The organism is Alcanivorax sp. HI0044, from assembly GCF_001634945.1.
In genome coordinates, this window is the sequence record NZ_LWEZ01001208.1 from 1 (window position 1) to 6066 (window position 6066).

Sequence of the window (6066 nt, forward strand, 5' to 3'; positions counted from 1 at the left end):
GACGTTCTCTCGCTGAAGCCGGATCGCTCATTCTGATACCGGCTCACTGACTGCGTAAGGCACGGCAGCGCTTCGCTGCTGTGCAAAGGCCCCCGCCTCCATGCCGTGCAGGCCTTCGTCAAAATACAGGCTGACCGTAAAGCGCAATTCCTGCGGCTCCGGCCAGCCTTGCAGGGAGTAACCCAGGTTGGGTAACTGACCGGTGAACTGCTCCGGCTCTACCTTGAGGTCACGGTCGTCTTCATAGATCAATTCCACCCGCGTCTTCAGTAGTTCATCCGGTACCGTCATGGCTGTCAGCAGTGAAAACTGTTTGCGGCTGTCAAAGAGGATCCAGTTTTCTTCCATGCTGATTTGCTGGCCGGCAAAAGCCTGATCATCAACGTCCTTCTTACCGTCAACCGTAACCGGGTTATCCGCGAACCGGGCGGTATAGACCTTTGCCCCGATCTGCCCATTACCGTCAACGGTCACCGCCACTTCCGGGTCCTTGAGGGTGGCGCGATACAGCTCCGGGATGCGCGCAAAGGTATGCGCTTCGTAATGGGCGGCATAACGCATGGCCTGAACCTGAATCGTCATCACCGGGATACCGGCCAGCACCACCTTGGTACGTAAATGCATGACTGATCGAATTGGGCCGATCAAATGCCCAACCTGTTTGGGGCGCAGGTTATGATTATCCAGTGACATCCGGGTAAAGCGCGAGAGCACCCCGGCGCTCATGCGCATTTTCAGGGTATCAATGATGGAGCCCTCCCCCTGGTAGCCCTGATAACCGAGATAGAGCCAGTTCAGTTCGTTTTCCGGCTCCACGTTCAGCTCATAAAGCGCCGTGCGCGTCATGCCACTATCGACGTCGTGGGCGACGTAATAATCCTGGCTGCGCTGTCTACTGCCTTCGACCAGATAGAAATGGCAATTATTCGCCACCGCGATATCGGCAACGATAGTTCCCTGGGCGGGACGAAGCGTAGCTGGTGCCTGCGGGCCCGCATCCGTGAGCATCATCAAAAGCTGATCTGCCGCATCCAGATGCCCGGCTTCGCCGATCATGGCGAATTGACTCCCCTCAAACCACACCATGCCGTGCTCATCCAGCTCATCGAACTGGTAAGGCACCGGCACAAAACGGCCCTGCTCTACCCGCATGACCGAGAGGGAATCCAGCGTTTTACCCTGGGCGCCGGGAACGTCCTGCCCGGAGAGTTTAACCACCCGGCCACGATCCAGTGGATCAAAGCGGCATTCTGCCTGGGCGGTCAGTGCCGGAATAAAAAGGCCGAGCGCCAGAAACAGGCGTAGGGTCATAGTAATGGTTGCTACCTGGTTGTTTATGCTTGAGTGGCGACTACTTTTGTAGCGTCGCTCGCACCGTGGCGGTACCCGGTTTCTCACCCGGCGTCATTTCCAGATTGGTCAACTGCACGCCCTCTTGCTGGAGGGATTGCAGCCAGAGCACCGTTTGTGAGGCCACCTGATCTTCCATCTGGATTCGTACCGCCCGATTTCCATCGGGAGAAAACCCTTTCAATGTCAGGCCAAACTGGTCGGCGCTGCGACTCACATTGCCGGTCCAGTTTCCGGTCGGCCTGGCTGTTGATGTATCGCCTCGCTGGGCGGCGGTAACAGCGCTGCGGTTATCCTGGATCCACTGCAGTGTTTGCTGATTGGTGACAAAGCGATTCCTGGCCTGGTCCCGCGCTGCCACCGAGGGCGCCCAGATCAACCAGTACAGCACCACCAGAAAAGCCACGGCAGCCAACACCTGCAAGACGCGTTGTTCACGGGGTTCCCGGCTTTCATACCAATTCACGGCCTGGTCGCGCCGTTGTGCCGCCAGTTTTTTCAGTTCCGCCGTATTACTCATCCTGGCTGCTCCACCTTGATACGAGCGCTGACGCCCTGGGCACCATTGCGATAGTTGGCAATCGAGGCTCTCGCGCCCTGCTTCTTCAACGCATTCTGAAGCTGTTCCAGCTGGGCATAATCCTTGGCGCCCACATCCAGCAGCAAGGTGTTATCGCGCTGATCATACTGAAGCCGCTTGGGCTCAACCTTTATCTCTTTCAACACTTGCGCCACCGGCCCCAGAAGCGGAAAAAAACGGGCCTGCCCGCCTTCACTGCTACTTCCCAGGCGGGAAAGCCGCCCCTGGAATTGGCGGCTCAGGGCCGTGGTCGCCTTGTCGCCGGGAAACAGCTGCTCGTAAAGGGTTTTGGCATCGGCAAAGGCCGCCTGCGCGGCCTGCTCATAACGCCACTGTTGTACCCAGATCGCCACCAGGGCCAACACAAACACAGCTGCGGCCAGAATGCTGACGGGCTTCCAGGGCGCAAACGCCGTGTTGCTACCCTTTTTTTGTTTCGGTGCATACGGGCCGGTCAGCAGTTCCTGGCCAGCGCCACCGCGTAGTGCATCCAGAAACGCCGCAGTGCCGGATAAAACGGTGGCGTCGGCAAGGCTGTCACCAAATAGCGCCTGCATGCCGTCACGCTGGTCGGCATCCACCACCAGACAACGGTCCCGGTCTGCCATTAATAGCACCTGCCCACCATCCAGTTCCGCAATCAGAGGAGCCTGGCCCTGTAACCGTTCGGCATCTACCTGAAGCGAGCCGAGTACCGCTCCCTGCTCAGCAGCCCACTGTTCAAGCTGGCTGATCAACTCACGGGCGATGGCGGTCACTTCGTAGTCGTCCCCTGCCCCTTTGCGTGAGACAAACCAAAGCGATTCCGGGCTGTCCAGCATCTGCTCTTCGAGCAGATACGGCAGAACACGCTGTAAATGGCGCGCCTGCTTGCGAGTCAGGGAAACATGGGTTAGCCGGGCAAAGGCCACGCTGATAATGACATGGAGGGTCTGGCCGGCACACTGTTCCAGCGCATCACGCAGGCTAATGGCCTGTACGTCATCGGTTGCGTTGCGCTGCAACAGCACCGGAATTTCAAGATCCGGCTCTGTTCCCCCTGCACCGCTTAAATAAATCAGTGGAGCATCTGCCACGCTGCTGTGTCCTTTCGTTGTTATCTGCGTTGTTATTACTGCATGTGCCGCTGGCTCAGTGTACCAAGGCGAGCATCATTCCACAGTGTCGTTACTGACCATTGCGCCTACTGGGCATCTTACTGGGCATTGTAGAAGGGATTGCAGGCCGGTTCGAGCGGGGTCAGCAGCGGGCTTACCTGCCGGCTGAAGACCTCGGTAGACGCATCATTACCGCTACGCCGGCGCAAGCGACTCACCAATCGGCTTAATTGGCCGTCTACTTCCACGTCCACCATCACCTGGAAATATTCACTGCTAACGCCCAGAAGGTCGCTAACTGCCTGCTTTTCGTCGGCGTCAAGGGCGCTCAAAGGAGCAAGCTGCATCAGATCACTCACGGTTGTAATCGGCTCTTCTTGGCGGGCTTTGACAATGGCTTCTACTGCGCCGGCACCCGCTATTCCGCCCAGCACCGCATCCAGCACCTGGGGCGGCGCCGTATTCACATTCAATGTAGTTCCCAGCGGTAGCGCCGTAAACAGCCCCCAGACCATGCTGTCCTGGGGTTGATTGGCCACCTGGAAGCTGAGCAAGGCACGCATTTCCGATTCATGGGCCGCCGGCATGTTCGGAGTCCGGCGGTTACGGTAATCCGCGTCTTCCGCCCCTTCTACCCCATCCACAATATTGTTGGAATCCAGCCAATCCGCCATTTCGTTGGCCAGTCGTGACGCGTCTGTTTCCTGGGGGAAAGTCAGTTCGATGAGCCGGGTAAGCCGGTCAATCGCCTCTGGATCGCGAACAAAGGCATCGCCTTGAGCCGTAATCAACCAATTGAGATTAAAACGCCCCTGTAGATCCTGGACGCTGGCGCTGAGCATGGCGTCTTCATAGGGGGTGGGCGGTAATTGTACTGCCCACTGCTCTTCCACGCAGTCATCAACCAGCGCGTTATTGTTCTGGTCATCCTGCAGGTCATCGATCAGCCCCTGCTGGGCCACCACTTCCGCCGCCATGGCATATTGGTACCGCTTGTCCCATTGCAGCAGGTTGTCCGCCCGAGTGAGAAAACGATCCTGGCGAAACAGTACCTCCACGGTAATGGTGGTCAACAGGGCCAGCAGCAAAAGCACAATCACCAGCGCCATTCCGCGCTGCTGATGCACGACGCCATTACGCCTGCGCGTTATCAACTCCATGGGTTCACCACGGTCCGGTAGAAACGGTGCACGATGTCACCGTTTTCCAGCTCGATTTCCAGCTCGATACTCTTTGGCAGACGCTGCTGCCAGACTGGAACGGCCGCCATGGCCACATCCGGCCACAGCTCTAGCCACTGCCACTCCCCCTGGGGAGTCAAATCAAGGTAGCGGACAGTAAAGCGCTCCACGTGATCCAGCAGCACATCTTCCTGATACTCAGTGGCCACATTAGTGTCGAGCACCGGCCAGTAACGGCGGAACAAGGTGCCATCTTCAAGGGTATAGACCACCCGCTGCATCTCACTGCGTTTACGCAGACCAAAAGGGTTGGACCAGCCCAGGCGGGTGAATTCCACATAATTATCACGGCCCAGAATGGCCGGTTGCGGGTCACCGTAGGGGTCGCGGACCGGACGACTGATCAGTTGCTCGAAATCCAGGGTAAGAAAGGTGACAGCGCGCTGGGTGCCCTCCATTTCATCGGCGCTGTCTTTCAGTTGTTCGCGGCCCTGCAAGGCGCTGCCGAGAAAGCTGGCCACCCAGACATAGATGAACGCGAAGATAGCGATGGTGATGACCATCTCCAGCAGGGTAAAGCCCCGCTGCGCCAGGCGCCTGGAAGAAAACGGATGGAGAGTTTTCATCATCCGGACGCCGGTTTGCCGATCAGGCTCGCCAGGTGATACGCCATTTGCCCCTCGTCATCGTCCTGCATCATGCCCACCTCGATATCCACACGCCGGGTATCCGGGTAAGGGCCCTCGCTGACACGGGTATTGATCCACCATTCACGTCCGTTGCGGGTCACCGTGGAGTCCGATTCGCCAGTGGAGGGCCACTGTTGATACACCTGCATTTCTACCAGCTTGTCGGAGGCCACCAGAAAGCCCAGATGGGTTTCATTGATATTGGTATAGGCCCGCGCGGTGGAGCCCATGGTCTGCCCAAGCACCACCATGACCAGCGCCAGAATGGAGACAGCAATCAGCACTTCCACCAGAGTAAAGCCACCCTGCCGCTTCATTCCTGGACGTCCTCTATCATTCTTGAACGCTGCTCCAGCCACTCCTGTTTGTCCTGCTGGTCGTCATCGTCCTGCTCACGGTCCGGATCGGTAATCTGCCCGAGAGCCGAAATTTGCCAGCGCTGCACCTGGTCGAGATCATCCTGGCTCTGCATGGCGAGGGTCACAGGAGACACTTCGCCGCTGGGGAAAAAGAAAATCTGCGGAAACGCCTTTTCGTCTTCCCCCTCTTCCCCGGACTCGCTGTTGCCGTCCCGCTGGCGCGCCTCTGCCTCGTCACCCTCGCCCACGGTGTCTTCACCTAAATTCAGCGAGGTGTCTTTCTTGACCAGGGTCTCGGCAACCTGACTGAGGCTCGCCTGTTCTTCATCAGCCAGTTCATCCAGCTGCCACACCAACTCCAGGGCAGGAGGAATCTGGCGAGGCTTGAGTGCAGTGTCCTCGATGGGCATAAAATCGGCAGCGGCGATGTCGTAGGCCAGGGGCTCCCAGCCATCATGGCGCAGACGCAGCGCCAACAGCTGCCCCGAGAACAGGCTGCGCTCGTTGAGCAGTGACAGGGTATCCTTCAGCCGGGCAGACTCCTGCTCCAGCTGCCGGTCGTCGGAAGTCCAGTTCCCCTGGCTAACCACCACGGCGCTCAGCAACGCAATCAGCCCCACCACCACCATGATTTCCAGCAAGGTAAAGCCGGATTGCAGCGTGCGGGGCAAGCGCATGTTACTGAACGTCGCGCCAGTTGATGTCCGCGTCGGAGCCTTCGCCGCCCTCAACACCATCGGCGCCCATGGACAGCAGATCGAATGGCCCTTCTACACCGGGGCTGATATAAACGTAATCGTTGTTCCAGGC

8 protein-coding genes are annotated in these 6066 nt (G+C 58.4%); all 8 read right to left on the bottom strand.

Translation table 11 applies throughout. The annotated features are described in order from the left end of the window. Window positions 1-27: 27 nt before the first annotated feature. On the bottom strand, window positions 28-1311 hold the full coding sequence (locus A3730_RS16715; RefSeq protein ID WP_063519961.1) for a hypothetical protein: 1284 nt from the start codon (window positions 1309-1311) through the stop codon (window positions 28-30). Window positions 1312-1351: 40 nt separating this feature from the next. Beyond that, a complete protein-coding gene (gspM, locus tag A3730_RS16720; RefSeq protein WP_063519962.1) occupies window positions 1352-1870 on the bottom strand; it encodes a type II secretion system protein GspM in 519 nt (172 codons plus the stop codon). Beyond that, window positions 1867-3006 carry a type II secretion system protein GspL gene (gene gspL / locus A3730_RS16725; protein WP_063519963.1) on the bottom strand — a complete coding sequence of 380 codons (1140 nt, stop codon included), beginning with the start codon at window positions 3004-3006 and terminating at the stop codon, window positions 1867-1869. The genes gspM and gspL overlap by 4 nt, the downstream gene beginning before the upstream one ends. Window positions 3007-3125: 119 nt before the next feature. Continuing rightward, a complete protein-coding gene (gspK, locus tag A3730_RS16730; RefSeq protein WP_197468644.1) occupies window positions 3126-4187 on the bottom strand; it encodes a type II secretion system minor pseudopilin GspK in 1062 nt (353 codons plus the stop codon). Further along, window positions 4178-4837, bottom strand: a complete 660-nt coding sequence (gene gspJ / locus A3730_RS16735; protein ID WP_063519965.1) for a type II secretion system minor pseudopilin GspJ — start codon at window positions 4835-4837, stop codon at window positions 4178-4180. The genes gspK and gspJ overlap by 10 nt, the downstream gene beginning before the upstream one ends. Beyond that, entirely contained in the window at window positions 4834-5214 is a 381-nt protein-coding gene (gene gspI / locus A3730_RS16740; RefSeq protein ID WP_007148932.1) for a type II secretion system minor pseudopilin GspI, read from the bottom strand. Before gspI ends, gspJ begins: the two co-directional genes overlap by 4 nt. After that, window positions 5211-5933, bottom strand: coding sequence for a type II secretion system minor pseudopilin GspH (gene gspH / locus A3730_RS16745; RefSeq protein ID WP_063538489.1), 723 nt, complete (start codon window positions 5931-5933; stop codon window positions 5211-5213). Before gspH ends, gspI begins: the two co-directional genes overlap by 4 nt. 1 nt (window position 5934) lies before the next feature. Beyond that, a partial coding sequence (locus A3730_RS16750) for a type II secretion system protein GspG (RefSeq protein ID WP_197477504.1) occupies window positions 5935-6066 on the bottom strand: 132 nt, incomplete at its 5' end.

Bases quoted from the DNA above. Each gene is read 5' to 3' on its own strand.
- gspI (WP_007148932.1), bottom strand. From the start codon at position 5,214: ATGAAGCGGCAGGGTGGCTTTACTCTGGTGGAAGTGCTGATTGCTGTC.
- gspK (WP_197468644.1), bottom strand. From the start codon at position 4,187: ATGGAGTTGATAACGCGCAGGCGTAATGGCGTCGTGCATCAGCAGCGC.
- A3730_RS16715 (WP_063519961.1), bottom strand. From the start codon at position 1,311: ATGACCCTACGCCTGTTTCTGGCGCTCGGCCTTTTTATTCCGGCACTG.
- gspJ (WP_063519965.1), bottom strand. From the start codon at position 4,837: ATGATGAAAACTCTCCATCCGTTTTCTTCCAGGCGCCTGGCGCAGCGG.
- gspH (WP_063538489.1), bottom strand. From the start codon at position 5,933: ATGCGCTTGCCCCGCACGCTGCAATCCGGCTTTACCTTGCTGGAAATC.
- gspM (WP_063519962.1), bottom strand. From the start codon at position 1,870: ATGAGTAATACGGCGGAACTGAAAAAACTGGCGGCACAACGGCGCGAC.